Raw genomic sequence first — 262 nt, forward strand, 5'->3', positions numbered from 1 at the left:
CAGTGGGGCAGTAAAAGGGTTAACGATTAAGAAATGCCGATAATACACAACCATCAGGGGGAAGCTTGCTAACTATTTAATATTCCAAATACAGACATGAAGTATCTTAATTTGCTAGAAGTTCTATTTTTTTGCCCGTATGTCGGACAAGGATATAGCACCCTATATTTTAATAGGCAGTAGCTTTGTTTGAAATGATTACCTACATACAAGGTAGGTTTTTAACCAGGAGAGAGGAGAATGACTTTGAAGCTTAGAGGTA

It is taken from the genome of Bacillus sp. JJ1503 (assembly GCF_036965125.1).
Taxonomy (GTDB): domain Bacteria; phylum Bacillota; class Bacilli; order Bacillales; family Cytobacillaceae; genus Cytobacillus.